This window comes from Actinacidiphila sp. bgisy145, assembly GCF_057708125.1.
In genome coordinates, this window is record NZ_JBYIRL010000030.1 from 42,307 (window position 1) to 68,200 (window position 25,894).

Consider the following 25,894-nt stretch of genomic DNA (forward strand, 5'->3'; position numbering starts at 1 on the left):
CAGCCGGGGAGAACCCATGCGCGCGGCGCGAATAACCCTGATCGTCGTCCTGGTCCTGGGCGTGGTCTTCGTCGGGCTGGACCGGGTTGCCGTGTACGTGGCCCAGAACAAGGCCGCCCAGCAGGCCCAGTCCTCCGAGGGCCTGACCGAGAAGCCGAAGGTGGGGATCAAGGGCTTCCCGTTCCTCACCCAGGCCCTCTCCCGCAAGCTGGACCACGTGACGGTCAGCGCCGACGGCGTCGCGGCGACCAGCGGCGGCCGGAGCGTCCAGGTCGAGGACTTCCACGCCGACCTGTACGACGTGAAGCTCTCCAACGGCTACAGCCGGGCCACCGCGGACCGGGCCACCGGCACCGCGCGGATCGACTACGCCGAGCTGACGAAGGCCGCGCCCGCCGGGATCACCGTCTCCTACCCGGGCGGCGGCGCCACGGACACCGTCCGGATCACCGGCTCCTACCTCGGCACCCACCTCAGCGTGCTCAGCAAGGTCAGCGTGGTGAGCGCGTCCTCCGGCGCCGCCCCCAACACGATCCGGCTGCACGCCGAGGGGCTGCCCAAGGCGTTCACCGCGCTCGGCCTGGAGGAGAAGCTGCGCGACCAGATCGACTTCACCCCGGAGCTGACCCACCTGCCGACGGGGCTGGGGCTGAGCACGGTCCGCACCGGTCCGGACGGCATCACCGTCACGTTCGGCGGGAAGAGCGTCGTTCTCGCGGGCTGAGACATCGGCGTCCACCGCTTCCGGCGCCGGGTCCACCGCGGTCGGCCGGCGGCCGTTTGGGAGGGCCACGGGAGGGGTAACGTGCGGGTGGCGGCCGGTAAGCGTATCGCCATGCGGACCATCTCGTCTCGCCATCCGATACACCGGTGACACTTCACGGTTCATTTCCCTACGATCGGGACTCATGAAGCGACAGGCGGACCTCACGAAGCGGCGGGCAGTGGACCTGTGCCGCGTTGCCGCCATGCTCTGTCGACTTTCCTGAGGGCGCCCTCCCGCCGCGCCGCCGCGGCCGTCCCGGCCCGGTGCGAGCGGCCCGCCCGCCCTCCCCACCTGCCGCAAGGCACCCCGGCGTGCCCGCGCGCCGCGACGCACCCGACCGCGCCACCGCACATTCCGTACTGCCCCGGAGGAGATCAGCATGAGCCGCAGTGACGTCCTGGTGGACGCCGACTGGGTCGAGGCCCACATCGACGACCCCAAGGTGGTCATCGTCGAGGTGGACGAGGACACGTCCGCCTACGAGAAGAACCACATCAAGAACGCGGTCCGCATCGACTGGAAGACCGACCTCCAGGACCCGGTCCGCCGCGACTTCGTCGACCAGGCCGGCTTCGAGGCGCTGCTGTCGGCCAAGGGCATCGCCAACGACGACACCGTGGTGCTCTACGGCGGCAACAACAACTGGTTCGCGTCCTACGCCTACTGGTACTTCAAGCTCTACGGCCACGACGCGGTCAAGCTGCTCGACGGCGGCCGCAAGAAGTGGGAGCTGGACGCCCGCGAGCTGGTCAGCGAGGTCCCCACCCGCGCCGCCACCGAGTACAAGGCCAAGGCCCAGGACACCTCGATCCGCGCCTTCCGCGACGACGTGGTGGCCGCGATCGGCGCCCAGAACCTGGTCGACGTGCGCTCGCCCGACGAGTTCTCCGGCAAGCTGCTCGCCCCCGCGCACCTGCCGCAGGAGCAGTCGCAGCGCCCCGGCCACGTGCCGAGCGCCCGCAACATCCCGTGGTCGAAGAACGCCAACGACGACGGCACCTTCAAGTCGGACGACGAGCTGAAGGAGCTCTACGCCGACGAGCAGGTCGACCTCGCCAAGGACACCATCGCCTACTGCCGGATCGGCGAGCGCTCCGCGCTCACCTGGTTCGTGCTGCACGAGCTCCTCGGCGTGGACAACGTGAAGAACTACGACGGCTCCTGGACCGAGTACGGCTCCCTGGTCGGGGTGCCGATCGAGCTCGGCTCGAACTGACCCGACCCGACAAGGCGAGGACTGAACCTTATGTGTGGAGCGAAGGCCGGCGGCCCGGACCTGGCAGGAGTTGACGTGGCGAACGAGACGATCATCCAGGGGTCCGTCACCCGCGACGGCGAGCCGGTCAGCGGTTACGTCCGGCTGCTGGACGGCGGCGGCGAGTTCACTGCGGAGGTGCCGACCTCGGCCACCGGGCAGTTCCGCTTCTTCGCCGCCCCCGGCACCTGGACCCTGCGCGCCCTCGTGCCGGGCGCCACGGTCGACCGCACGGTGGTGGCCCAGCAGGGCGCCGCGGCAGAGGTCGCCATCGCCGTCTGAGGCCGGCGCCGCGCACGGCCCGGTCTCACCGAGAGCCGGACGGGCCGCACCCCGCGCAAGGGGGTGCGGCCCGTCCGTATGCCAGAGCGCCGTCCGTATGTCGGGGTGCGGCCGTGGCGCGGTGGGCGCCGAGGAAGGTTCAGTCGCGGCGGTGCCTGCGGTTGGGCTCGTCCAACTCCGCCCACCAGGCGTCCGACTGCGGGTCGCCGCAACTTCCGCGCTTGCGCCGTTCCGGCTCCGGGGCGGCCTCCTCGGCCTTGCGTTCCGCCTTCTTCGGACCGGGGCCGTCCTTCTCGTCCCACCACCGGTCCTCCGGGCCCTTCCGGTTCGCGACGATCGCCGCGACCGGCGGGATGAACATCGCGAACAGGCACATTCCGATCGCCGCCTGGACCGACCACAGGCGCACGACCGACCACGCCAGGACGAAGAGCACCACGCAAGTGCCCATCATGGCGAAGTACCAGTGACGACGTCGCGCGTACACACTTCAACCGTACGACCGGGACCCCCGAATGGCACCCGTCGGGACCGGTCCGCGGACCGCCTTCCGGACCTGGCCCCGGGGCTGCTGGGGCCCGCCGCACCCCCCGTCCGGCGTGTCGGCGGGCCGCCGCTCAGCCCGTGTGGCCGGCCGCGGTGAGCAGCACCCGCGCCAGCTCGTCCGGCCGGGAGAACATCGGCCAGTGCCCGGTGTCCATCTCGACCAGCTCCCAGCAGTCCGCGGCGAGCAGTTCCGCGGCGGCGCCGGTCGGCTCCGGCCAGTCCAGCAGGCACTTCACATAGGTCGTCGGCATGCTCTCCAGCGGGCGGGCCAGGGCCGCCGGTTCGGTGAGGCTCGCGCCCGGGTGGGGCGTGGCGCCCGCCAGCAGCCGGGCGATCTGCTCGGGATCGAGCCCCTGGCCGTCGAACTCCTCGGGGCCCGGCGGCGCCCACCACCCGGCGTTCGCCGCGACGGCCTCCGCCACCTCGCCGGCACCGGGGAAGCTCGTCACGAACGACCCGCCGTCCACCGGCACACTCGCGTCCACGTAGACCACCCGCGCCAGGCGGTCCCCGATCAGGCCCGCCGCCTGGCCGACCGGGATGCCCGAGTAGCTGTGCCCGACCAGCACCACGTCCCGCAGCCCGGCCTTCTCGACCGCGTCGACGACGTCACGGACGTGGGCCTGCGCTCCGGCGGGCCCCTCACCGCGGCGCTCGGCGACCCCGGAGAGCGTCACCGGATGGGCGCCGCAGCCCGCCGCCCGCAGCCGCTCCGCGACCTTGTCCCACACCGAAGAACCGAGCCAGGCGCCCGGCACGAGTACGAATTCCGTCATGCCCGCACCGTAGCCCGGGGGTCTGACAACGCCGCCCGGCAGCGGCGCCGGAGCACCGGATCAGTAGACGAGCGCCTGGACGCCGTCCTTGGTGATCTCGCTGACGAAGACCTGCGCACCGGCGATCCGTACACCGTCGATGACGTCGCGCTCGGTGATGTCGCGGCGGGCCGCGCACTGCGTGCACAGCGTGACCTGGCCGCCGGCCAGCAGCGCGTCGAGCAGGTCGGGCAGCGGCGCGGAGTGCGGGAGTTCGAACTCCGCGGCCCGGCCCGGCAGGGCGAACCACGCGGACTCGCCGGTCAGCCAGAGCGACACGTCCACCCCGCTGGCCACCGCGACCGCGGCCACGGTGAACGCCTGCGAGCACCGCTCGGGCGCGTCCGCACCGGCCGTCACCTTGATCACGACTTTATTCGTCATACGAGCACCCTAAGCGGTGATATAAAGCAGGTCCGCGCGGATCTGCTGGGCGCGGACGCATATGTGCCCGGGGGGGCTTGAGGGTGGGATTCAGGGACGGCGCGGGCCGTCGGGGCGGGCTCGCCGCCGCCGTGACCGGAGTGGTCGCGCTGGCGGCCGTGACGGCCGGCGCGGTGTTCGCGTTCGGCTCGTCGCCGGGCGGCTCGGACGCCGCCGTGCTGCCGAAGGCGACGACGACGGCCACGAGTACGGCTTCCGCCGCGGATTCTTCGGATTCGGCGTCGGCTTCCCCATCGGCGGCGCCCACGGCCTCCGCCGCCGCGGGCACAGCGCCCACCGGAGCGGTGTCCAACGGCGTGCACAGCGGTGACCTGCGCTACTTCCTGATCCCACCGCCCGGCGGCGCCGACGTCTACGGCGACCCGGCGGGCAGCGCGGACACCGCGGCCGACGTCGCCGCGGCCGCCGCCGACCAGGACAAAGCCGCGCGCGCCCTGTCCACGTACGGCTTCCGCGCCGCCGCGACCCGTACGTACCTGACCGCCGACGGCGTCACCGAGGTGACCGTCGAACTGGTCCGGCTCCGCGGCAGCGACCAGGCAGCGGCGTACTACGCGGCGTCCGGCTACCAGGCCACCACCCTTCCGCTGCAAGGCGGTTACCCGGCGCGCGGGTACGACCTGTCGTCCGGCTCAGCCGAGTCCGCCAACACCCTGCTCGCCACCTCCTACCAGGGCGACGTGCACATCACGATCTCCGTGACCGGCGGGCGGGCACCCTCCCGCGCGCTCCTCCAGCACCTCCTTGACGCGCAGCACCAGCGGCTGCGGACGGGTCACTAACCCGCTCATCCCCTCTCGTGGAGTGTCCTTGTCCCATGACACCCCTGTCCCGGAACCGGACCCTGTCCCGGTCCCCGAGCAGGTTCAGCAAGCAGCTCCGGAGCCCCTTTCGGAGCAGACCACCGAGCAGATCACCGAGCCCGTCTCAAGGGAGGCGGCCGAGCCCGTCGCCGAGCAGTCGGCCGAGCCGGCCGCGGAGCCCGCAGCCGTACCCGAACTCCCGCAGGACCCGCCGCCGGACAAGCCGCGTCGGCGCGGGCGGACCACGCTGCTGATCGCGGCCGCCGCCGTGCTGGGCGTGCTCGCGGGCGGCGGCCTCGGCTACCGCATCCAGCAGGATCGCCCGCCGACGCCGCTGCCACCGCTCAGCGGCCCGGTCCTGGCCCAGCCGAAGGGGGCCGGCCCGGCGGCGCCGAAGCTGACGGCCGCTCAGGACGGCGGCCTGCTCTACCAGGGCGACCTGCGCAAGCTCCTCGTGCCCACCCCGAAGGGCGCCGAGGAGCAGGAGCGGGACTGGTTGCCTCTGGCGGACTACGCCGAGGACTTCCGCGGGCCGGACGTCATCTTCCCCCAGCTCGCCCTCGACGGCTTCCAGCGCGCCGCCGTGGCGGACTGGACCGACAAGCACGACACGTACTACGAGGTGCGCCTCGTCCAGTTCCGCGACCAGACCGCCGCCGACGCCCAGCAGTTCTTCGACGCACAGCAGGAGATCGACGACTCGATGCCCGGGGCCGGTACCGCGCACGACCTCACGGACGTCCTGAGCGGCACGGTCTGGGGCTCGGGCAAGGCCCGGCAGGACTCCGGTTACCTGCCGTCGTACGGCGGGCGCGGCATCGCGCGGAAGGGCAATGTCTACGTCGAGGTCTTCGTCGACGCGGTCCACCCGGTGAAGTGCGGGACCGTCCGGTCCTTCCTCGAGAAGCAGTTGGAGCGGTTGTGAGCGACGAGACCCCTTCTCCTTCCCCTGAGTCGGCCGAGCCGGTCGAACCGGCTGCGTCGGAGCAACCGGCCGAGCCGGACGCCGAGCCTGCGTCCGAGGCGGCCGCCGCGCCCGCTGCCGAGCCGGCGTCCGAGCCCGCCCCCGTGCGGTCCCGGCGGGTCCCCGCGCTGGCAGTCGCTGCCGCACTCGTCGCGGTCGCGGCCTGCGGCGGCCTCGGGTACGCGGTGCTGCACGGCGGGCAGGGCACCGTGGCCGCGAAGCCCGCCGCCACCCCGTGGTCCTCGCCGGCGCCCACCGCCACCAAGGCGTTCGGCGCGAGGTCCGGCGGCAGCCACTACGGCAGCCCGCGCCTGCTTCTTCTCCCGGTCCCCACCGGCTACCGGCCCGGGCCCGACGTCGAGGGGTACGGCAACGATGTCGCGCTCGGCGCCGAGCAGGCGCGGCAACTGGTCAGGGGCGACTCCCAGGACCTGTCCGCGAAGGAGCGCAAGGAGCTGGACGAAGCCGTCGACGCCCTCCACATCGAGTCCGCCGGGATGCGGACCTACCTCGAGGACGGTGGCGACCTGGAGGTCCAGATCCGGATCGTGCAGATGAAGAACAAGGAGGCGGCGAAGGCCCAGACGGAGTACTTCACCGCCTTCACCAAGGCCCTGGGCGTCTTCCGGACCGGCCCGAAGGTGAAGGGCTACCCGAAGGCCACCTGCGTCCTGCCGCCCATCGACAAGGACGAGAAGCTCGACGGCATGACCTGCCAGGCCACCGAAGGCGACCTGATGGTGACGATGTCGGCCGACGGCACGCGGCCGCTGGCGAAGTCCGCGGCGGCCGACCTGCTGCGCCGCCAGCTCGACCGGATCAAGGACCCGGGGACGACGATCTGATGACCGAGACGACACCTGAGACCACGGGGCCCGCCGTGACCGCCGTACCCGACACCGCCGTACCCGAGACCGCCGACGAGGCGGCGCCCGGCGTGACGCACGACCCGGCCCCCGAACCCGACCCTGCACCCGACCCCGCCCCCGAGGCCGCCGCTCCCGCGGAGGGCCCGGCCCGCCCGCCGCGGCGCAGGCTGCGGGCCGCGGCGCGCTGGACCGCAGCCGTCCTGGTCTTCGCGGCGTTCGGCGGCGCGGCGACGTACGCGGTGGCGCAGCCGGAGCGGACGAAGATCCCCGGGCTCAAAACACCTGGCGACGGCCGGTGGACCTATCCGCCGGTCGCCCTGCCGAAGCTGCCCGCGGGCCGCCCCCGGCCGCTGGACGCGGCGGCCAACCCCGCCGGCGTGCACTACGCCGACCTGCGGTCGCTGCTGCTGCCGCTGCCCGAGCAGGCCGTGGCGGACCGCTCCTTCCCCGGGACGAAGGGGTGGCTGCCGTCCGCGGACTACCTGAAGCGGTACGACTTCGAGTTCCCGGACACCGCGCGGGACACGCGCCTGGAACTGCAGGACGACGCGCTGCGGCACATCGCCGCCCGCGCCTGGACCATGCCCGACGGAACCAGGACCGAGATCTACCTCGTGCAGTTCCTCACCGCGGGCCACCGCAACTCCCACTACGCCCAGTTGGCCGGGGTCCCGGTCCGGGGCGGCCGCGACGCCGTGGACGACGGCACGGTGCAGTCGAAGTCGATCCCGAGCGCCGAGACGGTGTACGCCCAGGCCAAGGCGGGCGCGCACGGGGGAGTGTCGACCCGTACGGCGATCCTCGGCGCGGGCGACACGTACGCGCTGGTGGTGCAGACCCGCAAGGGCGCGCTGCCGGAGGTGCCCTTCCGGCAGACGGTCCGGCTCCAGGCCCAGCTGCTGGGCTGAGGCCGCACCGGGCGTGGCCTGGGCGCGGGCGGGGGAAGGGCGCGCACTAGACTTGCGTACGGGCCGTGCCGCAGCCGCGTGCCGGCCCGTACTGTCTGCCGCCGAGGAGCCTGTCCGTGGAAATCCAGTACTACTTCGACGCTCTGCTCGTCCTGGTCTGCGTGGGCGTCGCCGCCTTCGCGATCTACTCGGTGAAGAAGCTGTACCAGGGCCAGCGCTGACATGATCGAGATCCCCTCCGACCTGCACCCGACCCTGGTCCCGCTGGCCTTCCTGCTGGGCCGCTGGACCGGAGCGGGCGTGCACGACTTCCCCGGCGCCGAGAAGTGCAACTTCGGGCAGGAGGTCGCCTTCACCCACGACGGCCGGCCGTTCCTGGAGTACACCTCGCACACCTGGGTGCTGGACGAGGAGGGCCGCAAGGTCAGGCCGCTGGAGTCCGAGACGGGCTACTGGCGGATCGACGCCGAGCGCAAGGTGGACGTGACCACCACCCGCGACGAGGGCGTGGTGGAGATCTGGACCGGTGAGCTGGCCGAGGGCAAGCCGCAGATCGACCTGGTCACGGACGCGGTGGCGCGGCTGCCGGTCGCCCCGGAGTACAGCGGCGGCAAGCGGCTGTACGGGTACGTCAACGGCGACCTGATGTGGGTGGGCGAGAAGGCCACGCCCGCGGTGCCGCTGCGCGCGTACATGTCGGCGCACCTGAAGAAGGTGGTGGACCCCAAGGAGTGGGTCGCCGACCTGAAGGACCTTCCGGACGACGGGATCGCCTTCTTCAAGTAGGCGTACCTACACTGGGGCGCGTGGCGAGCACCGACTGGAAGAGCGATCTGCGGCAGCGCGGGTACCGGCTGACCCCGCAGCGTGAGCTTGTGCTGGAGGCGGTCGACGCCCTGGGCCACGCGACGCCCGACGGCATCCTGTGCGAGGTGCGCAAGACCGCGTCCGGCGTCAACATCTCCACGGTCTACCGCACCCTGGAGCTGCTGGAGGAGCTGGGCCTGGTCAACCACGCCCACCTCGGCCACGGCGCCCCCACCTACCACCTCGCCGACCGGTACGACCACATGCACCTGGTCTGCCGGGACTGCGACCGGGTGACCGAGGCGGACGTGAGCGTCGCGGCCCCGCTCAAGGACGAGCTGCGCGAGAAGTTCGGCTTCGAGACGGACATGAAGCACTTCGCGATCTTCGGGCGCTGCCAGGAGTGCGCGCGCAAGGCGGCCGGGCACGCGGAGGCCACCGGCGCCGCGGGAGCGGCAGGAGCGGCAGGAGCGGCAGGAGCCGCGGGGAACGCCTGAGGCGCGCCGCCGTACGCTGGGTCGCATGAACAAGAGCCCTTTGCTGTCGCTTCCCGGCGCCGTCCCCGCAGAAGGCCCTGACGAGGGCGTCGCCGCCCACTACGGCGACCTCTTCCGCGAGCAGCGCGCGCTCGCGGACGGCACCGGCTTCGTGGACCTGTCGCACCGCGGCGTCGTCACCGTCAGCGGCGAGGACCGGCTTTCCTGGCTGCACCTGCTCCTCACCCAGCACGTCGAGCAACTGCCGCCGCAGCAGGCCACCGAGGCACTGATCCTGTCCGCGCACGGCCACATCGAGCACGCCCTGTACCTGGTCGACGACGGCAACACCACATGGCTGCACGTCGAGCCCGGCACCCAGGGCGCGCTGCTGGCGTACCTGGAGAGCATGAAGTTCTTCTACCGGGTCGAGGTCGCCGACGCGGGGGAGCAGTACGCGGTGGTGTACCTGCCCGCCGGCTCGATCACCCAGGTGCCCGCCGGGTGGGCGGTGCGCGAGACGCCGTACGGCCGGGACGTGTTCGTGCCGCGCGCCGAACTGGCGGACTTCGCCGCGGCGGCGGGCCCCGCGGTGGGCGTGCTCGCCCACGAGGCGCTGCGGATCGAGGCGCACCGGCCGCGGCTGGGCCTGGAGACCGACCACCGGACGATCCCGCACGAGCTGGGCTGGCTGGACAGCGCGGTGCACCTGAGCAAGGGGTGCTACCGCGGGCAGGAGACGGTGGCGCGGGTGCACAACCTCGGGCGGCCGCCGCGCCGGCTCGTCTTCCTCCACCTCGACGGCAGCGAGGTGCGGCTGCCCGCCCACGGCGACCCGGTCCGCGTCGCGGCCGACGGCGCCGGGCCGGGGGAGGCCCGCGCGATCGGCTTCGTCACCTCCTCCGCCCGGCACTGGGAGCTGGGGCCGATCGCCCTCGCGCTGGTGAAGCGGAACACCCCGGAGCACGCGACGCTGATCGCGGGGGAGAACACCGCGGCGGCGCAGGAGACCGTGGTCGCGCCGTAGGACCCGCGTCCCTGTGGCCGGTGCCGGGCCCCGCGGCCGGCACCGCGCCCCCGTCGCCGGTCAGATGTCGACGACGAGGGTGAAGGGCCCGTCGTTGGTCATGGACACCTTCATGTCGGCGCCGAAGACCCCGGTGGCGACGGTCGCGCCGAGCCCGCGCAACTGCGCGACCACCTCGTCGACGAGCGGCTCGGCGATCGGGCCGGGCGCCGCGGCGTTCCACGTGGGCCGGCGACCCTTCCGGGCGTCACCGTAAAGCGTGAACTGGCTCACCACGAGGAGCGGGGCGTCGATGTCGGAGCACGACCGCTCCTCGGGCAGGATGCGCAGGCTCCACAACTTGCGGGCCAGCGCCGCGGCCTTCTCCTTCGTGTCGTCGTGCGTCACACCGACCAGGACGCACAGTCCCGGTCCCTGGATGGCGCCGACGGTCTCCCCGTCGACGACGACCTTCGCTTCGCTCACCCGCTGGGCCACCGCTCGCATGGCCCTATTGTCGCGGGTCGCGGCGGCCGTACCCCACACGGGTGAGGGCGGCCGATCGAGGGGAGCGGCGTTCGCCCGGTCGGCGGGGTCGCACAACTGTTGTGACGGCCGTTCGGGTGCAGAGTCGCTGCGGGCCGCCGACGGCAGGTGGCAGCATCGAAGCCGGGAGGGGCGTGCGGCACGCCCGGAGGGGACGACAGGGATGACCAGAACCGGCGCGGGACACACGCCCGGCACCGTGCACCCGGTGCCGCGCGCGGCGCACGGCGGCGCCGTACCGAGGGCCGCCGGTTCCCCGGCGGATCGCACAGCAGGAAGGGCCAACCCATGCTGAAGGCCGACGCCACGGGTCCGCTACGGCCGCCCGCGCCACGCGGTCCGGTCGCCGACGCGCCGGCCGGTCCCCTGGTGGACCTGGGCCCGCTGTCCGGGGGCCTTGCCGGTTCACCCGCGCCGGACCTGGGCGCGCTGGACCTCGTTGCGCTGGACCTGGTCGCGCTGCGCGCCCTGCGCCGCGAGGCGCAGCGGGAGGAGGCCGACCTGTCGTACCTGCGGCGCATGCTGCACGGGCGGATCGACATCCTGCGGGCCGAACGGGCCCGGCGCGGTGGCGCGGACGCCGCCGAGGCGGTGGCCGAGGAGGCCGGAGTGCCGGGCGTGCAGGGGACGCACGGCGGCACGCAGGCCCCGGCCGGGCCGGCCGACGCACCCGTCGTGGACCGGCTCCCGGAGATCCTCACCGACGGGCCGTCGCCGGGGCGCTCCTCGGCCCGGCACGTCACGCTGGGCACCCCGCTGACCGAGCGGGTGCGGCTGCTCGCCGAGGAGATGCTCTCCGAGGTGGAGCTGTCCGACCTCGACGCCCGTACGGACGCCGAACTGGACGCGGGGATGGCCCGGTTGGCCGGTCACGAGCAGCAGGTGTCGCGGCGGCGGCACGCGCTCCAGCAGACGGTGGACGGCTGCTCGGCGGAGATCACGCGCCGCTACCGGGCGGGCGAGGCGCGGGTGGAGGACCTGCTCGCGGAGGACTGACCGGCCCTGTCCGCCGCGGGGCCGCCCGGACCGATAACCGTGTGCGGGGCCGGGGCCCGCCCGCCTATCGTGCCGGGCATGACCGCTGAGATCCGCACCCTCGAAGAGTCCGACGTCGCCGACTGGGTGCGGGCGCAGTACACCGGCTTCCACATCGCGCCGACGGCCGACGCCGAGGAGGTCGCGGCCCGCCGCAGGATCATCGACCTGGCGCGGACCCGCGGGGCGTTCGACGGCGGCCGCTGTGTGGCGACCTTCCGCAGCATGCCCAGGGAGCTGACAGTGCCCGGCGGGGCGGCGGTGCCCGCGTCGGCGATCACCAACGTCGCGGTGACCGCCACGCACCGCCGGCGCGGGCTCGCGGCGCGGATGATGGCCGCCGACCTCGCCGACGCCAGAGAGCGCGGGGACGCGGTGTCGATCCTGATCGCCGCGGAGTACCCGATCTACGGCCGGTTCGGCTTCGGCCCGGCGACGTGGGTGGCGAACTGGGAGGTCGACGTGCCGCGGGCCGCGCTCGACCAGCGGTACGCCGGGCCGGCGGACGGCGGGCGGGTGGACATGGCGACGCTCGCCGAGCTGGGCGGGTTCGGCCCCGCGGTGCACGACCGGCTCAGGGCGCGCACCCCCGGGGCGATCGACCGGCCGCCGCTGTGGTGGCAGCGGACCACCGGCGAACTGCGGCTGCACGGCTGGAAGGAGCACTTCTGCGCGGCCTACCGCGGCCCGGACGGCCGGGTCGACGGGTTCGTGCGGTGGGAGGTGCAGGACCACCCGTGGCCGGGCAAGCAGCCGCGGACGGATCTGACGGTCGTGGACCTGACGGCGGCCACCCCGGCCGCCGAGGTGGCGCTGTGGCGCTTCCTGCTGTCGATGGACTGGATCACGCGGATCACCTCCGGCTACCGCGCGCCCGACGACGTCATGCCCCTGCTGCTGGGCGACCCGCGCGCGGCCCGTGCCGAGGCGTACGCCGACTTCCTGTGGCTGCGGCTGCTGGACGTCCCGGCCGCGCTCACCGCCCGCGGCTACGCGGGCCCGGCGACCGGGCTGGTGCTGGACGTACGCGACGAGGTGCGCGGCGGTGACGGCACCGCCGCGGGGCCCGCCGCCGGGCGCTTCCTGCTGGAGACCGACGGGAAGGGGGCCGCGACCTGCACCCCCACGTCGGCGCCGGCGGACCTCGCCCTGACCGCCGCCGACCTCGCGTGCCTCTACCTCGGCGACGAGTCCGCGGTGCGGCTGGCGGTGCTCGGCCGGATCACCGAGCACCGCGAGCAGGCCGCCTCCACCGCGGACACCCTCTTCCGCACCCCGCGCCGCCCCTGGTGCCCCGACGTCTTCTGACCCGCCCGGCACCCTCCGTCCCTCACTGGGCCAGCAGCAGCGCCAGCGCGGTCAGCCCGATCGCCGTGCACGCGGTGCTCTTCGCCTTGTGCCCGACCGTCACCAGCCCCACGACCAGCATCCCCGCGGCGCCGTACCGCCACTGCACCACCTCTTCCAGCACGAACCCCCAAAGACCCCAGACCACCACGGCCCCCACCTCCCCAGCTCTGAGACGGAGCGAGGTCATTCAACTGTCCAACTTGACCATTATCGAAGGAAGTTGAATGAGCTTTCTTGTCTTTGATGTGCCCGCGGGGGCGAGATCGGTAAACTTGGCTGAGGCAAGTGTGCGACGGGGGAGGGAAGTTGTAACGTTGGCCCGTGCCCGATGAACCGGCCTCGCCCACCAACTCCCGGCCGCCCTACCTGCACATCGCGGATGTGCTGCGCGGCGAGATCGACGACGGCCGCTACCCGGTGGGTGAACGCATCCCGTCCCAGGCCGAGTTGGAAGAGCGGTTCGACGTCTCCCGGCCGACGGTGCAGCGGGCGCTGACCGAGCTGCGCCGGGAGGGCTACATCGACAACCAGCGCGGCCGGTCCGCCGAGGTGCTGCCCCGGCAGGCCCGCGGCCGGACCGCGGGCACCAAGGAGCCGGAGCGCGCGCTGGCCGCCCTCGCCGCGCACACGGCGGCCGCCTTCGAGCAGCAGGACGTGGTGATCGACACGTTCTCCCTCACCACGGAGACCCTCAACAGCGTGCTCTCCCAGCCGCTGCAACGGGTCATGCTGGGCCAGTTGCGGCCGTCCTCCATCACGTTGCGGGTGCTGCTGCCCAGCACCGAAGCGGTGCTGGCCTTCCCGCGGATGGTGGCCGACCCGGACGACCCGCGTCCGATGCGGCGGCTGCGGCAGCTCATCAGGAGCCATGTGGTCACGCTGCGCTCGACGTTCGACGCCCTCGCGGCGGTCGCCGAGGAGATCGGCCTCGACCTGCGGCTCGACGTGCAGTTCCGGTCACTGCCGGCCACCCCGATGTTCAAGCTCTACCTGCTCAACCACGACACCGCGCTGCACGGCCTGTACCGGCTGGTGCCGCGGGTGGTCACCTTCGAGGACGGCAGCGGCGAGGGCGAGATCTACGACGTCCTCGGCATCAGCGCGACGCTCTTCCCGCACCGGCGCGACCCCGCCGACCCGGCGTCGCCCGAGTCCCGGTTCGTCCAGGAGACGCAGGACTGGTTCGACTCCGTGTGGACCACCATCGCCGAGCCGCTCACCGCGGAGGACTGAGCCGGTCTATCGTGGTCGCTTCCGGGCGGCCCGTTGATCCACACCCGCGGGCGTACCAGCGGCGAGGAGAAACGTGACGACGACGGCCACGGCCCCGCAGTGCGTCGCCCACCATGCCGGCGCGGTGGGGGCCGACCGGGTGGAGGGGCCCCTCAAGGGCTACCACCACCGGACCTTCGCCGTACGCCTCGACCGGAGCTCACCGCTCGCCGGGGACTTCCGCTGGCTGAAGCTGCGCGAACCGCGGCAGGACGCGCTCTGGTACGACATGCGCTGGTTCCCCTCCGAGGAGGAACTGCTGCGCCTGCTGCACGCCCGCCAGGGTCGGGGCGCCCGCTACGGCCGGACGCCGCCGCGCATCCCGCAGGTGGTCGAACAGACCGTTGACGGACAGCGGTTGGCCTTCCTGGCCTTCATCGAAGGGGTCACCCTTGACCGGGTGCGCGGCGCCCGGCCCGGCCGGGTACCCGGCCGCTACCTCGACCAGATCGAGGAGCTCTTCCACGCCCTCGCCGGAGTCGACGCCGAGGCGCTCGCCGCGCACGCCGGCCCGCAGCCCGCTGCCGCCTGCGACCGGCACGACCCGGCCGCCTACCCGGAGCACGGCGGCGCCACCGCGTTCCTGGGCGCGCTCACCCACTTCACGATGGCGCACGCCTACCGGGACCGCCAGAAGGAGATGGCGGAACTGCTCGACCTGCTCGGCGTGCCCGTCGCCGCGCTCGACGCCTTCGCGCGGCGCCGACCGCTGCTCACCGACCGTCCGCGCACCCTCCTCCACGGCGATCTGCACCGCCGGAACCTCGTCGTCGACCGGGCCGGCGACCTGTGGACCATCGACTGGGAACTCGCCCTGCTCGGCGACCCGTTGTACGACCTCGCCACCCATCTGCACCTCATGGACTACCCGGCCGACCAGGAGCAGGAGATGGTCCGGCGGTGGCAGCGCGCGGTCGGGCCGCGCAGGTCGGCGGGCACCGCGCAGGACCTGCCGCACTACCGCGCCTACAAGCGGGTCCAGTCGCTGTGCACCGACGTGCTGCGGGCCACCGCCCGGCTCGCGCGGACCCAGGAGCCGCCCGGCAGCGCGGCGGGCCGGGTGCGGCTGCGCGGCGCGGCGACCGTCGTACAGCGCGTGCTGGCGGCCGCACGCGAGCCGCTGCGACTGCCGGAAACGCCGCCAACGGAACAGGTGGAGGCGGTGTTCGCGGACTGGTGGCGCCGGAACCGGCCGCCGGACTGAACGCAACGGCTCTGGCATCGGGCCGCCCGGCCGCCGACACTCGTCAGGTGACTTCTCCGCACGACGCCCCGCGCCGCGACCGCTCCGTCCCCGAACTGCTCGCCCGTGCGCACTGCCTGCTGCTCGACTTCGACGGGCCGGTGTGCCGCCTGTTCCACACCCGCTCCGCGATGAGCATCGCCACCCTGCTGCGGGAACTGCTCGCGGCGCGCGGCGCACCCGTCGTCGACGAGGCCCTGCTGCGCAGTTCGGACCCGCACGCGATCCTGCGGGCCGCACCGAGCGCCGAGCTGGCCGCCGAACTGGAGCTCCTGCTCGCCGAGGAGGAGGAGCTGGCCGCGCTCGGCGCCGAAAGCACCCCGCATGCCGACGACTTCATCCAGGCGGTCGCCGACAGCGGCCGGTCGCTCGCGATGGCCACCAACAACGCGCCCGGTGCGGTGCGCGCCTACCTCAAGGAGCACCGCCTGGACGGCTGCTTCGGCGACGCGGTGTTCGGACGGGACCCGGTCCGCCCGGAGCTGATGAAGCCGGACCCGCACTGCCTGCGGGCGGCGTGCGCCGCACTCGCGGTGCGCCCGCAGGACTGCCTCATGATCGGGGACTCCGCGGCCGACGCCCGGGCCGCCGCTGCCGCCGGGGTGCCCTTCCTCGGATACGCCCGGGTCGGCGAGGACGGGCGGCGGCTCGGCGCGGGGTACCGGGGCCCGCTCGTGCACGGGATGGAGCGGCTGGAGGAGGCCGCCAGGGCGCTGCCGCGGCGCTGAGCGGGCCCGGGGCGGGTGGGTCAGTGGCCCAGGGACATCCAGCGGGTGGGGTCGGCGAGGGGTTCGAAGCCGACCTTGGCGTAGACGCCGTGGGCGTCGGCGGTGGCCAGGAGGATGCGGCGTATGCCGAGGGGCGCCAGGTGGTCGCGGACGGCGGCGACGAGGGAGGTGCCGAGGCCGTTGCCGCGGGCGGCGGGGTCGACGTAGACGTCGCAGAGCCAGGCGAAGGTCGTGAGGTCGGTCACGACCCGGGCGTAGGCGTGCTGTTCGCCGGTGTCCTCGCGGTACGCCCCGAAGTTGAGCGAGTGGGCTATCGCGGCCCGCTGCTTGTCGAGGGAACGCCCCTTCGCCCAGTACGAGTCGGCGGACAGCCACTGGTGGACGCGGGTGACGTCGAGGCGCGCGGGATCGGCGGAGATCTCATACATGCGACGCAGCGTAGAGCTGCTTAAGAGTTCCGTGCACGACATTTAACTGGACCTTCCGCTTCCCGGCGGCGCACACTCGCAGGCATGATCCACGTACCGCTGATCACGCCGTTCGGGCCGGACGGGCGGGTCGACCTCGCCGCGCTGGAGCGCCTCGGGCACGAGGTGCTGGACGAGGGCGCCGGCGGGCTGGTGGCGCTGGGCACCACCGCGGAGGCGGCCGCGCTGGAGCCGGACGAGCGGGCCGCGGTCACCGCCGTGGTCGGCCGGGTCTGCCGCGCGCACGGCGCCCGCTGGACCGTGGGGGTGGGCGGCGCCGGCTCCACCCGGCGCGCCGCGCGTGAGGCCGCGGCCCTCGCCGCCCTGCCGGAGCCGCCGGACGCGGTGCTGGCCACGGTCCCGTCGTTCACCCGGCCGGGCGAAGCGGGGGTGCTCGCCCACTTCCGCGAGGTGGCCGCCGCGAGCCCGTTGCCGGTGCTGGTCTACCACGTGCCCCACCGCACCGGGCAGCCCCTGTCCGCCGCCGCGCTGGCCGCGCTCGCGGGCGTCCCCGGGGTGGCGGGCGTGAAGTACGCGACGGGGGACGTCACCGCGGAGACCGTCGCGCTCCTGGCGGCGGCGCCCCCGGACTTCGAGGTGCTGGCCGGGGACGACGCTTTGGCCCCCGCGCTGCTGGCGCTCGGCGCGCACGGCGCGGTACTGGCCTCGGCCCACCTGGCGACGGGGGAGTGGGCGGCCCTCGCCGCGGCGGGCGGCGCCGGTACGTACGCGCGCGGGCGCCGGCTGTCCGCCCTGGCCGCCGCCGTCTTCAGCGAGCCGAACCCGGCCGTCGTGAAGGCGGTCCTGCACGCCCAGGGCCGCATCCCGACCCCGGACGTCCGGCTCCCGCTGCTCCCGGCGGGCCCGACCGCGACGGCCGCCGCGCTCGCGGCCCTCGCCGCCGCGGCGGACGCCGACCCGCGACCCGCGGCCGCGGGCCCACCCGCCCCCGGCCGTCTCGCCCGCTGAAATCCCCGGGCGCCCCGCTCCCGGCCCGGGGATACTCGAAACGGACGGGCACCCCCAGACAGGCATGATCGGAGAGATACCGCAATGAGGATCGGAATCGTCGGAGCCACCGGACAGGTCGGCGGGGTCGTCCGCAAGGTGCTGGCCGAGCGGAAGTTCCCGGTGACGCAGTTGCGCCTGTTCGCGTCGGCGCGCTCCGCGGGCCGCGCCCTGCCCTGGGAGGGCGGCGCGGACGGCGCGACCGTCACCGTCGAGGACGCCGCGACCGCCGACTACACCGGCCTGGACATCGTGATCTTCTCCGCCGGGGGCGGCACCTCCCGCGCGCTCGCCGAGAAGGTCGCCGCCCAGGGCGCCGTCGTGATCGACAACTCCTCCGCGTGGCGCCGCGACCCCGACGTCCCGCTGGTCGTCTCCGAGGTCAACCCGCACGCGCTCGCCGACCGACCCAAGGGCATCGTCGCCAACCCCAACTGCACCACCATGGCCGCCATGCCGGTCCTGCGCCCGCTGCACGACGAGGCCGGGCTCGTCTCGCTGGTCGTGGCCACCTACCAGGCCGTCTCCGGCTCCGGCCTGGCGGGCGTCGCCGAGCTCCACGGCCAGGCGCAGCAGGTCACCGCGCAGGCCGACCGACTGGCCTTCGACGGGTCGGCCGTCGCCTACCCCGACCCGGCGGTCTACCGGCGGCCCATCGCGTACAACGTGGTGCCGCTCGCGGGGAACCTCGTGGACGACGGCAGCTTCGAGACCGACGAGGAGCAGAAGCTCCGCAACGAGTCCCGCAAGATCCTGGAGATCCCCGAGCTGAAGGTGTCCGGCACCTGCGTAAGGGTCCCGGTCTTCTCCGGCCACTCCCTCCAGATCAACGCCCGCTTCGCCCGCCCGCTCAGCGTGGAGCGCGCCTACGAGATCCTCGCCGCGGCGCCGGGCGTGGAGGTCTCGGAGATCCCCACCCCGCTCCAGGCCGCGGGCAAGGACCCGTCGTACGTGGGCCGCATCCGCCGCGACGAGACGGTGGACAACGGCCTGGCGCTGTTCGTGTCCAACGACAACCTCCGCAAGGGCGCCGCGCTCAACGCCGTACAGCTCGCGGAGCTGGTGGCGGCGGAGCTGGGCGCGGTCACCGTCTGACCGAGGGCGGCTCCCCCGGGGCCCCGGCCTTCGCGGTCCCGTCACTCCCCGGCGACGGCCAGTCGGAAGGCCGCCAGCACCGCCGCGGCCTGGAGCCGTACCTGCTGCTCGACTGGCACCCACACCGGGTCGTGGCCGGCGGCCAGCGCGTCGGCCCACCGGGTGAACTGCTGCCCGGCCGCGGCCCTGACCTCGGCGGCGGCCGGGCCCGGGCAGCCGTCGAGCAGCCGCAGCAGCGTGCCCGCGGCCCGCAGCGGAATCCGGCGGGCCGCGATGTCCAGGGCCGCGACATGGGCGGCGGTCAGCGGCAGCGTGCCCGGGGGCAGGGCGTCCGGCGGCAGCCGCTCCCACTCCGCGGCCACCTGCGGGCAGGCGGCGGCCAGCTTCGCGACCACCCGCAGCAGGTGGGCGCGCTCGGGGGAGGCGGCGGGCAGCACCGCCCGCGCCTCGGCGAGCAGCACCTCCACCCGGCTCGCGTGGCCGCGCAACTGGCGCCCGATCCGGGCGAGTTGGGGGGCCGGGTCCGGGCAGGACGCCGGGTCGGCCACCGTACGGGCGGTCCACATCGGCACCTCGAACAGCGCGGTCATGCCGCCGTGGCGGTGCGGCCGCAGCCAGGTGGAGCGCGCGAGGCCGACCGCGGGGTCCGCTGCGGGGTCGGCTTCGGGGTCCGCTGCCGGGTTCTCCACGGGGTCCGCTGCCGGTTCCGCTGACGGCGCCGCCGCCGGGGCGGTCCCGCCCGGCTCGGGCAGCACATATACACCTGGACCCGACACCGTCCACCGCAGCGCATCATAGGTGCCGGTCTGCACCGGCACGTCGTGCTCGGCCGCCGACTTGCCCAGCGCCTCGGCCAGTCCGGGGATGTCCCGGGTCAACTGCACCCAGCAGCCGCCGAGGTCATTGGCGTGCAGCGAGCACTGGAGTACCGGGCGCAGCTCGTCGATGAGGTCGATCAGCGCCTGGGACTCGGGGAGTTGGGCCTCCGGCGCCCGGATCGACGGGGCCCACTCCGGCTGCTCCTCCGGGGGCGGCCGGTAGGCGTGGCGGAAGTGGGCGGCGGGGGTGCGGCGGATCACCGGCCCGGCCTCGTGGCGCACCGCGCCGTCGGGGTCCAGACACAGCAGCAGGTGCCAGGACACGTCCGCGCCGGAGTGCAGCAGCGGATTGTGCGCGACCTGTTCGGCGAGCCTGAGCGCGGTCGCCGCGCCCACCCGCTCGTCCGAGTGCGGCCCGGCCACCACCAGGACGTTCCGCCGGCCGCGCCCCACGGTCAGGAGGTGCAGCGGGCGGCCCGACCGCGACCTGCCGACGACCCGCAGGGTGCACAACCCCGGATGGAAGGCGGCGAAGGCCGCCGCGGTCGCCACGACTCCCGCGACACTCGGATAGGCGTCCGCCATCGCCGAAGTCACGCTCCGCCGGTCGACGTCGCCACGGGATCTCCTCGCTGTCCGAACCGCCCGCGCCGCCCCACCGGGCCGGCACCCCGACGCTGCATCCGACCTGCATCCGACCTGTATACGAGCTGTATACGAGCGGGCACCCGGCCGGGTACCCAAAAGGACCGGCCCGCCGCTGAGTTGACGGGGTAACCGCCGATTTGCCCGATGCCTCGCCAAGGTTGCGATCCCCCGGCCCACCTGTCAAGACCGCCGTAGCCGCCACCGGACCCCGCGCAGGCCCGCCGGCCCGGCAGCGCTCACCCGAGCGCCGAGGCCGCGGCCAGCACCGTCCGCGCCTGCAACTCCATCTGTTCGGCTATCGGCACCCACGTCGCGTCCATCGCCGCGATCAGGTCCGCCGCCCCGGCGTCCAGGCGCCGCTCCAGCCGCGCCCGCAGCCGCGCGGGCCCGCTGTCGGGGTCCTCGTCCAACCGCGCCTCGTCCAGCAGCCGCAGCAGCATCCCCGCCGCCCGCAGCGGCGCCCGGCGCGCGGCGATGTCGCACGCGGCGACATGCGCCATGGTCAGCGGCACCGGCGACTGCCGCCCGACCTCGTCGAAGTCCGCCGCGAGCGCCTCCCAGGCACTGACCGCCTGCCGCGCGGCCCGCAGCAAGGGCCCTCGCGCGGCGCCCCCCAGCAGCTCCAGCGCCTGCTCGAACGCCTCCTCCCCGGTGGCCCCCTCGTTGCGCAGCCGCGCCGCCAGCACGGCGAGCGCGTACTCCGGGTCCGGGTGCGGCTCGGCGTACGCCACCCGCCGGGTCGCCCACATCGGCACCTCCACCCGCACCTCCGGCCCGCCGGGCAGCTCCCGGGCGCCCGGCCGTACGAAGACCCCCGGCCCCGCACCTTGTGCCGGCAGGGCCTCGTACGTACCGGTCTGCACCGGTACCTCGAGTTCGGCCGCGCTCTTCCCGAACGGCTCGGCCAGACCGGGCAGTTCGGCGGACAGCCGGACCCAGGCGCCGCCCACGTCGTTGCTGTGCAGCGAGCAGCGCAGCACCGGCCGCAGATCGGCGACCAGCGCGGACAGCGCCAGCGCCTCGGGGAGTCGGCCGGACGGCGCGAGCAAGGAGTCGGCCGCATAGGGGTGTTCGTCGCTCGCGGGCCGGTAGGTGTGGCGGAAGTGCACCGCGGGCGGGCGCGGACCGGCCGGTCCCGTCTCGTTCAAAAGCGCGCCGTCGGGGTCCAGGCAGAGCAGGAAGTCCCAGGTCAGCCCGGCCTCCTTGAGCCGCCGCCGGTCATGGACGGCCTGTTCGGCCAGCCACAGCACGGCGCCGCCGCCCGCCGGTTCGTCGCAGTTCGCACCGGCCACCACCAGGATGTGGCGGTCGCAGCCGCGGGGGGCGCCGACGGACAGCAGCCACAGCGGCTGCCCGGACCGGGACTCGCCCGCCAGCCGCATCCGGCACAGGTCGGGGTGGCGCAGCGTCAGCAGCCGGGCCGCCGCGGCGACCCCCGCCACCGTCGGAAACGCGTCTGGCCCCCGCATGACCGCTCCTTCGCTGCCCTCGCCCGCCGTCCCGCCACGCGGCCGTGCCGGCGTGTGCGCGGCGGCGCGCTGCCTGCTCTCTGCCTGCCCTCTGCTGTGCGTGCGTGCTGTGTCTGCTGCCTCTGCTGCGCTTGCTGTGCACGGGAGTTGGCGGCGCGTTCGTCGGCGGTGGCGCGCCCCGCCCCAGCGTCGGCGGCGGCCCCGATGGTGTCAAGAGCGCCCTGTGGCCGCGGTCGTGCGCTGCCTGCGGACAACAGCCGGACCGGGCAACGGACTTACGGCCCAGGGTGCGGCTCGTCGAGGAGGAAGACGGCACCGGCCGCCTCCGCCAGCTCGGGACCGAAGAGCGCGCCGGGGGTGTGGGCGCCGGGCTTTCCCTGACCGCGGGCGAGGCGGAGGGCGACCTCGGCGGCCACCGCGGCCGTGAAGCCCATGCCGTCACCGGTGCACAGCCACCCCGTGCGGCTGCGGCCGTCGGCGTCGCGGACCAGGGCCCGCGCCCAGGAGAACTCCCGCCGCCGCTCGGCCGGTTCGGCCTGCACCCGGGCGAAGCGGCGCTTCACCGCGGCGCCGAGCGGCCGCCACGCCAGGAGCCGGGCCGCGGTCGGCAGCACCGCGCGCAGCACCCGCCCGGTCGGCATCATCCCCGACGCGGCGACGACGAACGGCGCACCGCTGGCGCGGTGGGCCGCCGCCAACTCGCCCGACGGTCCGCCCGCGCTGTGGGCCGCCGAACCGTCGGGCAGCGTGAAACGCGCGAAGTCGCCACCGAGCCGGGCGCGCACCAGCCGGCCCCGTTCGTAGCGGCGCCCGCCGACCGCGATCGCGTCCACGACGCTCGCCGCGAGGGCGGCGCCGACCGGGCCGGACCGGCCGCCGGCCGCCGGCAGCGCGTCGACCCGTACGCGGACGGGGGCGGGCCGGCCCGCGCACAGCTTCAGCACCACGCTCTCGGTGGCGAGCACCCCGAACCCGGCGCCCGTCACCAGGCAGCGGCCGTCCGCTGCCGCCTCCGCGTGCAGGTCCAACAGCCCACTCACCGCACGGAGTTCGTTGGCCAGGTCGAGGTAGTGGGTGCCGGGCGGGCAGGCCCGGGCGATCGGCACCGCGGTCTCGGTGAACGGGCCGATCGTATTCACGACGACCGCGGGCCGCCCGGCCGCCCCGAGCGCTTCGGCGATCGCGGCGACGGTGCCAGCGGTGCCGGTAGTTCCGATGGTGCCGCTGCTGCCACTTGTGCCGCTGGTTGCCGCGGTGTCGGTGGCACCCCCGTGCCTTCCCCCGGTCCGGCCGATCACCACGGTCCGCGGCGTGCCGCCTACCTCGGCGGCCACCGTGTCCAGCCGCCCGGCGTCGCGCCCGACCAGGACCAGCGGCGCGCCCTCCGCCGCCAGCCTCGCGGCGATCGCGCGGCCCGTCCGGCCGGTCGCGCCCAGAACCCAGATCTCGTCCATCCCTGCCGCCCGCTCCGCTCCAGCGTGCACTGCCGCCTGCCGCCTGCCGCCTGCCGCCTGCCGTGCCGTACGCCTGCCGCGCCCTGCCGTACCGCCCGCCCGCGCTCCCACCTTGCGGGCGGCCGCCGCACCGGGCCAGCCGACGGCCTGCGCGCCATGCCCCCTTTTGCCGTGTCGCCGCAGCTCACAGCGGTGGCACGGCCCGAACCCGCCGCAGCGCGCCACTACGCTGAACTCATGACGGACCCGGCCCCGTACCGTCGTCGCCTGTCACACCCGCGGCCCGAGCGGTGTCTTCATGCCGAACCACTCCGAACCGGCAGCGTCCAAGGAGGACACCATGGCGCCACGCGTACCGAAGGCCGAACTCCCCGCCGAGCTGCGGGAGCAGCTGACCGCGCAGCTCGGCAGCGTGCCCGAGCCCGTCGAGGTGACCTGGCACAGCCCGCGGGTCGCCCGGGACAACCTGGAGTTCGGCGACCGGCTGGCCCGGTGGGACGCGGCCGACCCGGGCCTGAAGACCTTCGCGCACATGGCCGTCGCCGCCCAGGTCGGCTGCGGCTGGTGCCTCGACATCGGCTACTTCCAGGCCGCGCACCAGGACCTGGACCTGGCCAAGGCGAGCCAGGTGCCGCGCTGGCGCGAGGCGGACGTCTTCACCCCGCTGGAGCGCGACGTGCTGGAGTACGCCGAGGCCATGACGGCCACCCCGCCGACCGTCGGCGACGAACTGTCCGCGCGGCTGCTGGACCGGCTCGGCCCGGCCGCGATGGTCGAACTCACCGCCGCCATCGCCTTCGCCAACTTCGCCACCCGCAGCAACAACGCGCTCGGCATCCAGTCGCAGGGCTACTCCGCGGCGTGCGAAGTCCCCCTGGCCGCCCGCCCGCAGGCGCCCGCCGCCGCCCGCCCGCGGTGACCGCCGACCCGTTCGCCGACCCCTCCGCGGCCGACCCGTTCGCCGCCCACCGCGGCCTGCTGTTCACCGTCGCCTACGAGATGCTCGGGTCGGCTGCCGACGCCGAGGACGTGCTCCAGGAGTCCTGGCTGCGGTGGTCCGCCGCCGACCGCGCGCAGGTCCGCGACCCGCGCGCGTACCTCGTCCGGATCGTCACGCGGCAGGCGCTCAACCGGCTGCGCACCCTGTCCCGCCGCCGCGAGGAGTACGTGGGCGAGTGGCTGCCGGAGCCGCTGCTGACCACCCCCGACGTCGCCGACGACATCGTCCTCGCTGAGAGCGTCTCGATGGCGATGCTGACCGTGCTGGAGACCCTCGGGCCGGCCGAGCGGGCGGTGTTCGTGCTCCGCGAGGTCTTCGAGCTGCCGTACGGGGAGATCGCCGCGGCCGTCGGGAAGCCGGCGGCCACCGTCCGGCAGATCGCGCGGCGGGCCCGGGAGCACGTGGCGGCCCGCCGGCCGCGGGTCGAGGTCAGCCCGGCGGAGCAACAGGCCGTGGTGGAACGGTTCATGGCCGCGCTGAGCACCGGGCGGCTGGAGGACCTGATGGCGGTCCTCGCGCCCGACGTGGTGATGATCGCGGACGGGGGCGGGATCGCGGCGGCCGCGCTCACACCGGTCCGCGGCGCCGAACTGGTCGCCGCGCTGCTCGCCCGCGCGCACGGGGCGGCCGAGGGGTTCACCGCGGCGACCGTCTGGCTCAACGGAGCGCCCGCGGGGCGGATCGACGTCGGCGGCGAGCCGGCCGCCCTGGGGCTGGCGGTGGCGGACGGACGGGTCACCAGGGTCTACGCGGTGCGCAACCCGCGGAAGTTGACCCGGTTGGACGCGCCGGCCGAGCTGAGCCGGGAGGTGGGGTAGCCGCGTGCCGTACGGACCGGGGCCGCCGCTTTCAGGGGTGCGCGGCCCCGGGGCGGGTGGCTCCGGGCCCGGGGCCCCGTCCGGCCAGGAAGTCGCCGACGGCGGCCCGGAACTCCTCGGGCCGCTCCACCCACGGCAGATGGCCCGCGCCGTCGAGCAGCACCCGGTCGGCCCGGGGCAGGGCCCGCGCCAGCGAGTCGGTCGCCCAACTCGCGTCGATCCCGGTGCCGGAGACGTACACCAGCCCGCTCACCCGTTCCGGATGGGCCAGCGCGTACCTCAACGCCAGATCGGCCCCGTACGAGTGGCCCAGTAGCGCCACCCGCTCCCGCCCGAAGTGCCGCCGTACCGCGTCGAGATCGGCCACCGACCGTGCGAACGAGTACGGCCCCCGCCGCTCCGACCGCCCGCACCCGCGCTGGTCCCACCGGTACACCGCCGCCCGGTCCGCCAGCAGCACTGCCACATCACCGAGAAAGTCCCACAACCCGGGCCCGCCGTGACAGCACACCACCCCGTCCCCCACCCCGTCCCGCCTCGCCCACAACCCCACCCCGTCCTCCGCCACCACCCTCTGCTCCACACCCATCCGCCCACGGTGCCACGCCCCCCGCTCCCCCCGAAATCCCCCCGCACACCCCCGCAGCCACCTGCGGGCATCCCGGTCGCCGGTGATGCCGGCCCCCTGTTCGACGGCGAGCGACACCCCTTCCGCCCCCGGAAGCCGCAGGCGGCCATGGCTGACCCACCCGACTTCAGGAGGTCAGGTCCACCACACGGTCACGGAACTCCTGGAAGGCGCGCCAGCCCGAAGTGCCCTCCTGGGTGATCAGGTCGCCCTCCGAGCAGTCCAGAACCCTGCAGTCCAGAGCAGCAGCGACGCGGAAGACGGAGACCAGCACGTCGTCGCCGGAGCCGCGGACGGGCAGGCGTAGGAGGAGAACATCGCACTCGGCACCAGACAGCCGCCTTGATTCGGCGCCGGAAGCCGCACCGGTGATC

Annotated in this window: 30 protein-coding genes; 19 read left to right on the forward strand and 11 right to left on the reverse strand. The window is 74.4% G+C overall.

Features of this window, described 5'->3' with window-relative positions; all coding sequences use genetic code 11:
* The first annotated feature begins 16 nt into the window (after positions 1 to 16).
* From AC3ERT_RS25295 to AC3ERT_RS25305, 3 genes are all read left to right on the forward strand, one after another.
* On the forward strand, positions 17 to 724 hold the full coding sequence (locus tag AC3ERT_RS25295; protein WP_435176960.1) for an LmeA family phospholipid-binding protein: 708 nt from the start codon (positions 17 to 19) through the stop codon (positions 722 to 724).
* Between the two features lie 421 nt (positions 725 to 1,145).
* Entirely contained in the window at positions 1,146 to 1,982 is an 837-nt protein-coding gene (locus tag AC3ERT_RS25300) for a sulfurtransferase (protein ID WP_335981234.1), read from the forward strand.
* A 30-nt stretch (positions 1,983 to 2,012) separates the two neighbouring features.
* Complete coding sequence (locus AC3ERT_RS25305) at positions 2,013 to 2,303, forward strand: DUF1416 domain-containing protein (RefSeq protein WP_069466740.1); 291 nt, start codon at positions 2,013 to 2,015, stop codon at positions 2,301 to 2,303.
* Positions 2,304 to 2,442: 139 nt separating this feature from the next.
* On the opposite strand, the gene AC3ERT_RS25310 is transcribed toward AC3ERT_RS25305, so the two are convergent.
* The 3 genes from AC3ERT_RS25310 to AC3ERT_RS25320 form a co-directional block, all read right to left on the reverse strand.
* The gene (locus AC3ERT_RS25310) at positions 2,443 to 2,790 is read right to left on the reverse strand and encodes a DUF3099 domain-containing protein (RefSeq protein WP_335981236.1); all 348 of its coding nucleotides are present in this window, start codon (positions 2,788 to 2,790) and stop codon (positions 2,443 to 2,445) included.
* A 130-nt stretch (positions 2,791 to 2,920) separates the two neighbouring features.
* Positions 2,921 to 3,625, reverse strand: a complete 705-nt coding sequence (locus tag AC3ERT_RS25315; RefSeq protein ID WP_435132636.1) for an alpha/beta fold hydrolase — start codon at positions 3,623 to 3,625, stop codon at positions 2,921 to 2,923.
* Positions 3,626 to 3,685: 60 nt separating this feature from the next.
* Positions 3,686 to 4,048: a DsrE family protein gene (locus AC3ERT_RS25320; RefSeq protein WP_335981239.1), complete on the reverse strand. Its 363-nt coding sequence runs from the start codon at positions 4,046 to 4,048 to the stop codon at positions 3,686 to 3,688.
* Between the two features lie 83 nt (positions 4,049 to 4,131).
* On the opposite strand from AC3ERT_RS25320, the gene AC3ERT_RS25325 reads away from it, so the two are divergent.
* The 7 genes from AC3ERT_RS25325 to ygfZ all read left to right on the forward strand — a co-directional run bounded on the left by AC3ERT_RS25325 (position 4,132) and on the right by ygfZ (position 9,962).
* Positions 4,132 to 4,890, forward strand: coding sequence for a hypothetical protein (locus AC3ERT_RS25325; RefSeq protein WP_435176962.1), 759 nt, complete (start codon positions 4,132 to 4,134; stop codon positions 4,888 to 4,890).
* Positions 4,891 to 4,918: 28 nt separating this feature from the next.
* The gene (locus AC3ERT_RS25330) at positions 4,919 to 5,836 is read left to right on the forward strand and encodes a hypothetical protein (protein WP_435176964.1); all 918 of its coding nucleotides are present in this window, start codon (positions 4,919 to 4,921) and stop codon (positions 5,834 to 5,836) included.
* Positions 5,833 to 6,720 (forward strand): hypothetical protein, encoded by an 888-nt coding sequence (locus AC3ERT_RS25335; protein WP_435176966.1) that lies wholly within the window; start codon positions 5,833 to 5,835, stop codon positions 6,718 to 6,720. Before AC3ERT_RS25330 ends, AC3ERT_RS25335 begins: the two co-directional genes overlap by 4 nt.
* Positions 6,720 to 7,652, forward strand: coding sequence for a hypothetical protein (locus tag AC3ERT_RS25340; protein WP_435176968.1), 933 nt, complete (start codon positions 6,720 to 6,722; stop codon positions 7,650 to 7,652). The genes AC3ERT_RS25335 and AC3ERT_RS25340 overlap by 1 nt, the downstream gene beginning before the upstream one ends.
* A gap of 222 nt (positions 7,653 to 7,874) precedes the next feature.
* Positions 7,875 to 8,438, forward strand: coding sequence for a heme-binding beta-barrel domain-containing protein (locus AC3ERT_RS25345; RefSeq protein WP_335981247.1), 564 nt, complete (start codon positions 7,875 to 7,877; stop codon positions 8,436 to 8,438).
* Between the two features lie 20 nt (positions 8,439 to 8,458).
* A complete protein-coding gene (locus AC3ERT_RS25350) occupies positions 8,459 to 8,956 on the forward strand; it encodes a Fur family transcriptional regulator (protein ID WP_435176970.1) in 498 nt (165 codons plus the stop codon).
* A gap of 25 nt (positions 8,957 to 8,981) precedes the next feature.
* Complete coding sequence (gene ygfZ / locus AC3ERT_RS25355; RefSeq protein ID WP_435176972.1) at positions 8,982 to 9,962, forward strand: CAF17-like 4Fe-4S cluster assembly/insertion protein YgfZ; 981 nt, start codon at positions 8,982 to 8,984, stop codon at positions 9,960 to 9,962.
* Positions 9,963 to 10,022: 60 nt separating this feature from the next.
* On the opposite strand, the gene dtd is transcribed toward ygfZ, so the two are convergent.
* Complete coding sequence (dtd, locus tag AC3ERT_RS25360) at positions 10,023 to 10,448, reverse strand: D-aminoacyl-tRNA deacylase (RefSeq protein WP_335981252.1); 426 nt, start codon at positions 10,446 to 10,448, stop codon at positions 10,023 to 10,025.
* A gap of 327 nt (positions 10,449 to 10,775) precedes the next feature.
* Here dtd and AC3ERT_RS25365 point away from each other — a divergent pair, with 327 nt between their 5' ends.
* Positions 10,776 to 11,483, forward strand: a complete 708-nt coding sequence (locus AC3ERT_RS25365) for an RsiG family protein (RefSeq protein WP_435176974.1) — start codon at positions 10,776 to 10,778, stop codon at positions 11,481 to 11,483.
* 78 nt (positions 11,484 to 11,561) lie between these two features.
* A complete protein-coding gene (locus AC3ERT_RS25370) occupies positions 11,562 to 12,830 on the forward strand; it encodes a GNAT family N-acetyltransferase (protein ID WP_435176976.1) in 1,269 nt (422 codons plus the stop codon).
* Between the two features lie 22 nt (positions 12,831 to 12,852).
* On the opposite strand, the gene AC3ERT_RS25375 is transcribed toward AC3ERT_RS25370, so the two are convergent.
* Positions 12,853 to 13,059: a hypothetical protein gene (locus AC3ERT_RS25375; protein WP_335981256.1), complete on the reverse strand. Its 207-nt coding sequence runs from the start codon at positions 13,057 to 13,059 to the stop codon at positions 12,853 to 12,855.
* A gap of 134 nt (positions 13,060 to 13,193) precedes the next feature.
* On the opposite strand from AC3ERT_RS25375, the gene AC3ERT_RS25380 reads away from it, so the two are divergent.
* The 3 genes from AC3ERT_RS25380 to AC3ERT_RS25390 all read left to right on the forward strand — a co-directional run bounded on the left by AC3ERT_RS25380 (position 13,194) and on the right by AC3ERT_RS25390 (position 16,115).
* Positions 13,194 to 14,105 (forward strand): GntR family transcriptional regulator, encoded by a 912-nt coding sequence (locus AC3ERT_RS25380; RefSeq protein ID WP_435176978.1) that lies wholly within the window; start codon positions 13,194 to 13,196, stop codon positions 14,103 to 14,105.
* A 73-nt stretch (positions 14,106 to 14,178) separates the two neighbouring features.
* The gene (locus tag AC3ERT_RS25385; RefSeq protein WP_435176980.1) at positions 14,179 to 15,348 is read left to right on the forward strand and encodes a phosphotransferase; all 1,170 of its coding nucleotides are present in this window, start codon (positions 14,179 to 14,181) and stop codon (positions 15,346 to 15,348) included.
* Positions 15,349 to 15,395: 47 nt separating this feature from the next.
* Entirely contained in the window at positions 15,396 to 16,115 is a 720-nt protein-coding gene (locus AC3ERT_RS25390; RefSeq protein ID WP_435176982.1) for an HAD family hydrolase, read from the forward strand.
* 20 nt (positions 16,116 to 16,135) lie between these two features.
* Here the strand turns inward: AC3ERT_RS25390 and AC3ERT_RS25395 are convergent, their stop codons facing one another.
* The gene (locus AC3ERT_RS25395; RefSeq protein ID WP_435176984.1) at positions 16,136 to 16,543 is read right to left on the reverse strand and encodes a GNAT family N-acetyltransferase; all 408 of its coding nucleotides are present in this window, start codon (positions 16,541 to 16,543) and stop codon (positions 16,136 to 16,138) included.
* Positions 16,544 to 16,627: 84 nt separating this feature from the next.
* On the opposite strand from AC3ERT_RS25395, the gene AC3ERT_RS25400 reads away from it, so the two are divergent.
* The gene (locus tag AC3ERT_RS25400; protein ID WP_335981267.1) at positions 16,628 to 17,551 is read left to right on the forward strand and encodes a dihydrodipicolinate synthase family protein; all 924 of its coding nucleotides are present in this window, start codon (positions 16,628 to 16,630) and stop codon (positions 17,549 to 17,551) included.
* 84 nt (positions 17,552 to 17,635) lie between these two features.
* Positions 17,636 to 18,685, forward strand: a complete 1,050-nt coding sequence (locus AC3ERT_RS25405; protein WP_435176987.1) for an aspartate-semialdehyde dehydrogenase — start codon at positions 17,636 to 17,638, stop codon at positions 18,683 to 18,685.
* 41 nt (positions 18,686 to 18,726) lie between these two features.
* Here AC3ERT_RS25405 and AC3ERT_RS25410 read toward each other — a convergent pair whose 3' ends face one another.
* From AC3ERT_RS25410 to AC3ERT_RS25420, 3 genes are all read right to left on the reverse strand, one after another.
* A complete protein-coding gene (locus tag AC3ERT_RS25410; protein WP_488180746.1) occupies positions 18,727 to 20,088 on the reverse strand; it encodes a M14 family zinc carboxypeptidase in 1,362 nt (453 codons plus the stop codon).
* A gap of 299 nt (positions 20,089 to 20,387) precedes the next feature.
* The gene (locus tag AC3ERT_RS25415) at positions 20,388 to 21,620 is read right to left on the reverse strand and encodes a M14 family zinc carboxypeptidase (protein ID WP_435176991.1); all 1,233 of its coding nucleotides are present in this window, start codon (positions 21,618 to 21,620) and stop codon (positions 20,388 to 20,390) included.
* A 275-nt stretch (positions 21,621 to 21,895) separates the two neighbouring features.
* Positions 21,896 to 23,074: a saccharopine dehydrogenase family protein gene (locus tag AC3ERT_RS25420; protein WP_435176993.1), complete on the reverse strand. Its 1,179-nt coding sequence runs from the start codon at positions 23,072 to 23,074 to the stop codon at positions 21,896 to 21,898.
* A gap of 340 nt (positions 23,075 to 23,414) precedes the next feature.
* On the opposite strand from AC3ERT_RS25420, the gene AC3ERT_RS25425 reads away from it, so the two are divergent.
* Both AC3ERT_RS25425 and AC3ERT_RS25430 read left to right on the forward strand, forming a co-directional pair.
* Positions 23,415 to 23,993: a carboxymuconolactone decarboxylase family protein gene (locus AC3ERT_RS25425; RefSeq protein WP_435132683.1), complete on the forward strand. Its 579-nt coding sequence runs from the start codon at positions 23,415 to 23,417 to the stop codon at positions 23,991 to 23,993.
* Positions 23,990 to 24,892 carry an RNA polymerase sigma-70 factor gene (locus AC3ERT_RS25430; protein ID WP_435177044.1) on the forward strand — a complete coding sequence of 301 codons (903 nt, stop codon included), beginning with the start codon at positions 23,990 to 23,992 and terminating at the stop codon, positions 24,890 to 24,892. Before AC3ERT_RS25425 ends, AC3ERT_RS25430 begins: the two co-directional genes overlap by 4 nt.
* 31 nt (positions 24,893 to 24,923) lie before the next feature.
* Here the strand turns inward: AC3ERT_RS25430 and AC3ERT_RS25435 are convergent, their stop codons facing one another.
* Together AC3ERT_RS25435 and AC3ERT_RS25440 are read right to left on the reverse strand one after the other, a co-directional pair.
* Positions 24,924 to 25,481: an alpha/beta fold hydrolase gene (locus tag AC3ERT_RS25435; protein WP_435176995.1), complete on the reverse strand. Its 558-nt coding sequence runs from the start codon at positions 25,479 to 25,481 to the stop codon at positions 24,924 to 24,926.
* 166 nt (positions 25,482 to 25,647) lie between these two features.
* Complete coding sequence (locus tag AC3ERT_RS25440) at positions 25,648 to 25,794, reverse strand: hypothetical protein (protein ID WP_435176997.1); 147 nt, start codon at positions 25,792 to 25,794, stop codon at positions 25,648 to 25,650.
* Between the last annotated feature and the right edge of the window lie 100 nt (positions 25,795 to 25,894).

Excerpts from the sequence above, each read along its gene's own strand:
- AC3ERT_RS25295 (WP_435176960.1), top strand. The coding sequence starts at position 17 with ATGCGCGCGGCGCGAATAACCCTGATCGTCGTCCTGGTCCTGGGCGTG.
- AC3ERT_RS25300 (WP_335981234.1), top strand. The coding sequence starts at position 1,146 with ATGAGCCGCAGTGACGTCCTGGTGGACGCCGACTGGGTCGAGGCCCAC.
- AC3ERT_RS25305 (WP_069466740.1), top strand. The coding sequence starts at position 2,013 with ATGTGTGGAGCGAAGGCCGGCGGCCCGGACCTGGCAGGAGTTGACGTG.
- AC3ERT_RS25315 (WP_435132636.1), bottom strand. The coding sequence starts at position 3,625 with ATGACGGAATTCGTACTCGTGCCGGGCGCCTGGCTCGGTTCTTCGGTG.
- AC3ERT_RS25320 (WP_335981239.1), bottom strand. The coding sequence starts at position 4,048 with ATGACGAATAAAGTCGTGATCAAGGTGACGGCCGGTGCGGACGCGCCC.
- AC3ERT_RS25340 (WP_435176968.1), top strand. The coding sequence starts at position 6,720 with ATGACCGAGACGACACCTGAGACCACGGGGCCCGCCGTGACCGCCGTA.
- AC3ERT_RS25345 (WP_335981247.1), top strand. The coding sequence starts at position 7,875 with ATGATCGAGATCCCCTCCGACCTGCACCCGACCCTGGTCCCGCTGGCC.
- ygfZ (WP_435176972.1), top strand. The coding sequence starts at position 8,982 with ATGAACAAGAGCCCTTTGCTGTCGCTTCCCGGCGCCGTCCCCGCAGAA.
- dtd (WP_335981252.1), bottom strand. The coding sequence starts at position 10,448 with ATGCGAGCGGTGGCCCAGCGGGTGAGCGAAGCGAAGGTCGTCGTCGAC.
- AC3ERT_RS25365 (WP_435176974.1), top strand. The coding sequence starts at position 10,776 with ATGCTGAAGGCCGACGCCACGGGTCCGCTACGGCCGCCCGCGCCACGC.
- AC3ERT_RS25370 (WP_435176976.1), top strand. The coding sequence starts at position 11,562 with ATGACCGCTGAGATCCGCACCCTCGAAGAGTCCGACGTCGCCGACTGG.
- AC3ERT_RS25375 (WP_335981256.1), bottom strand. The coding sequence starts at position 13,059 with ATGACCTCGCTCCGTCTCAGAGCTGGGGAGGTGGGGGCCGTGGTGGTC.
- AC3ERT_RS25395 (WP_435176984.1), bottom strand. The coding sequence starts at position 16,543 with ATGTATGAGATCTCCGCCGATCCCGCGCGCCTCGACGTCACCCGCGTC.
- AC3ERT_RS25400 (WP_335981267.1), top strand. The coding sequence starts at position 16,628 with ATGATCCACGTACCGCTGATCACGCCGTTCGGGCCGGACGGGCGGGTC.
- AC3ERT_RS25405 (WP_435176987.1), top strand. The coding sequence starts at position 17,636 with ATGAGGATCGGAATCGTCGGAGCCACCGGACAGGTCGGCGGGGTCGTC.
- AC3ERT_RS25410 (WP_488180746.1), bottom strand. The coding sequence starts at position 20,088 with ATGGCGGACGCCTATCCGAGTGTCGCGGGAGTCGTGGCGACCGCGGCG.
- AC3ERT_RS25415 (WP_435176991.1), bottom strand. The coding sequence starts at position 21,620 with ATGCGGGGGCCAGACGCGTTTCCGACGGTGGCGGGGGTCGCCGCGGCG.
- AC3ERT_RS25420 (WP_435176993.1), bottom strand. The coding sequence starts at position 23,074 with ATGGACGAGATCTGGGTTCTGGGCGCGACCGGCCGGACGGGCCGCGCG.
- AC3ERT_RS25425 (WP_435132683.1), top strand. The coding sequence starts at position 23,415 with ATGGCGCCACGCGTACCGAAGGCCGAACTCCCCGCCGAGCTGCGGGAG.
- AC3ERT_RS25435 (WP_435176995.1), bottom strand. The coding sequence starts at position 25,481 with ATGGGTGTGGAGCAGAGGGTGGTGGCGGAGGACGGGGTGGGGTTGTGG.